Origin of the sequence: Moorena sp. SIO1F2, from assembly GCF_010672755.1 — a bacterium.
In the GTDB taxonomy this organism is placed as follows: Bacteria; Cyanobacteriota; Cyanobacteriia; order Cyanobacteriales; family Coleofasciculaceae; genus Moorena.
The window spans coordinates 1-1,743 of the sequence record NZ_JAAHFV010000633.1 but is presented as its reverse complement, the minus strand read 5'-3'; the positions used below and the strand labels follow the sequence as shown (position 1 = coordinate 1,743).

Here is a 1,743-nt window from a genome sequence, read left to right as displayed (position 1 = left end):
TAAATTTTCTTATACTCCACACCCCACACCCCACACCCCAAACCCCACACCTGAGGTCTTTGTTAAAAACCTACCCTTATCAGCTACTCCCTACTCCCTACTCCCTACTCCCTACTCCCTACTCCCTACTCCCTATTCCCTTTGCTGATGAAATCTCAGATACGTGACTTAAAACAACTTTATGAAACTGAGTACGATCAGTGGTTAACTGAAACAGTTAAGCTACTGAAAAATCGTCAATTAGAAGAATTAGATTATGACAACTTAATCGAGGAATTAGAAGCCTTGGGACGCAGCGAACGAAATGCTGTTAAAAGTTTACTATTACAGATAATTATTCATCTACTGTTGTACCAATTTTGGGAAGCAGAGAGGGGGAGAAATGCTAATCACTGGGCGGGGTAAATTATTACCTTTCGAGTTCAACTAGAGGATAAACTTACCACTAATTTACGAAATTACTTAGCTGATGAATTACCCAAAATATACCAAAACGCTTTATTGATTGTCCAGAAGAAAACTCAGCTTAAGTCTCTACCTGAACAATGTCCTTATTCCTTGGGAGAATTACTGGATAAGGATTGGTTTCCAAATTGATAAATAAATTAATATTATCCTTAGAACCCTAAAGAGCGATGAGCAATTCCCTACACGAGTCACACCCAATTGTTCTAAACTGTGGGTGTGACTCGTAGATGATGGATTTTATCTACTTCATCAAATATGTATCGAGTTCCGAATACTTAGAAAATAAGCCATCTATACTGGCTAGTTTAGCCTTATAAACAAGTGCTGTAGCAATAATCAAACGGTCAAATGGGTCTTTATGGACTGGAGATAAGTTGACCGCTTTGTAAGCGATTTGTGCAGTTATCGGAAACAATGTAATACCCGATGGCTCCAAAGCCTCTTGAAGCCAGCGTTCGGCAGTGCAGGGTAGTTGCAGCCGCCCCCGTTGTTTTGCTAAAGCAACTTCATAACAAGATACAGGTGAAACACCTACTACCTCAGAAGTTTCGAGAACGTCTCGCCAGTGAGCTGGAAATCGCTCGAACTCTTGATTAATAAACCATATCCAAATGTGGGTATCAAGGACGATTACTTGAGACATTCCCAATCTTGTTCCTCAACGACGGAAGTGACCAAATCCCCCAAAGTTCTACCTTTACCCGCAATCGACGCAGGGGGAGTCCGGCGCAATACTTTTGGTTCAGTATCGGAAAGAATCGTCACAATTACACGAGCTTTGGATACTTTGGGTGCATCTGTTAACCATTGAACTTGACCATTTTCGATAATGGCTTCATAGCTTTTAAGCATTGGTATTTCCTACTTTAAACGCTAATGTTGGATGGGAATACAAAGCATTTCTCCATCTCCAAAATTAGCATGAAAAATACTCGGGAGGAGCAATTGCAAGGATTGCCCAAACTATAGCGTTTTCTATTCTAATGAGGTACACAAGATTTTTTCCCTCTTCCCTAACTTCCCCTCCTGGGAGGGGTTAGGGGTGGGTTCCCTGTTCCCTGTTCCCTGCTCCGCTGTTCCCTGCTCCGCTGTTCCCTGCTCCGAAGTCCCTATTCCCTGTTCCCTAAAACCAAGGTACCCCATCGGGTACTGCTAAAGTCTGACTGAGGAGGCAGACTAGGAGTAGTAATTTTGAAGGGAGTATACCATTAGTGAGATTTCAGGCAACTTTCTGCGCAGCTACTGCATCATATACCATCAGGATTAGGAATAATA

General features: G+C 42.1%; 2 protein-coding genes and 1 pseudogene. 1 reads left to right on the top strand and 2 read right to left on the bottom strand.

Annotated features, from left to right (window positions below; translation table 11 throughout):
* Positions 1 to 147 precede the first annotated feature (147 nt).
* Positions 148 to 597, top strand: a pseudogene (locus tag F6J94_RS33600) (DUF29 domain-containing protein).
* Positions 598 to 709: 112 nt separating this feature from the next.
* Here the strand turns inward: F6J94_RS33600 and F6J94_RS33595 are convergent.
* Both F6J94_RS33595 and F6J94_RS33590 read right to left on the bottom strand, forming a co-directional pair.
* A complete protein-coding gene (locus F6J94_RS33595; protein WP_293048232.1) occupies positions 710 to 1,111 on the bottom strand; it encodes a type II toxin-antitoxin system VapC family toxin in 402 nt (133 codons plus the stop codon).
* Positions 1,099 to 1,320, bottom strand: coding sequence for a hypothetical protein (locus F6J94_RS33590; RefSeq protein WP_293048228.1), 222 nt, complete (start codon positions 1,318 to 1,320; stop codon positions 1,099 to 1,101). The genes F6J94_RS33595 and F6J94_RS33590 overlap by 13 nt, the downstream gene beginning before the upstream one ends.
* Positions 1,321 to 1,743 lie beyond the last annotated feature (423 nt).

Coding starts and splice junctions, on each gene's coding strand:
- F6J94_RS33595 (WP_293048232.1), bottom strand. CDS start 1,111: ATGTCTCAAGTAATCGTCCTTGATACCCACATTTGGATATGGTTTATT.
- F6J94_RS33590 (WP_293048228.1), bottom strand. CDS start 1,320: ATGCTTAAAAGCTATGAAGCCATTATCGAAAATGGTCAAGTTCAATGG.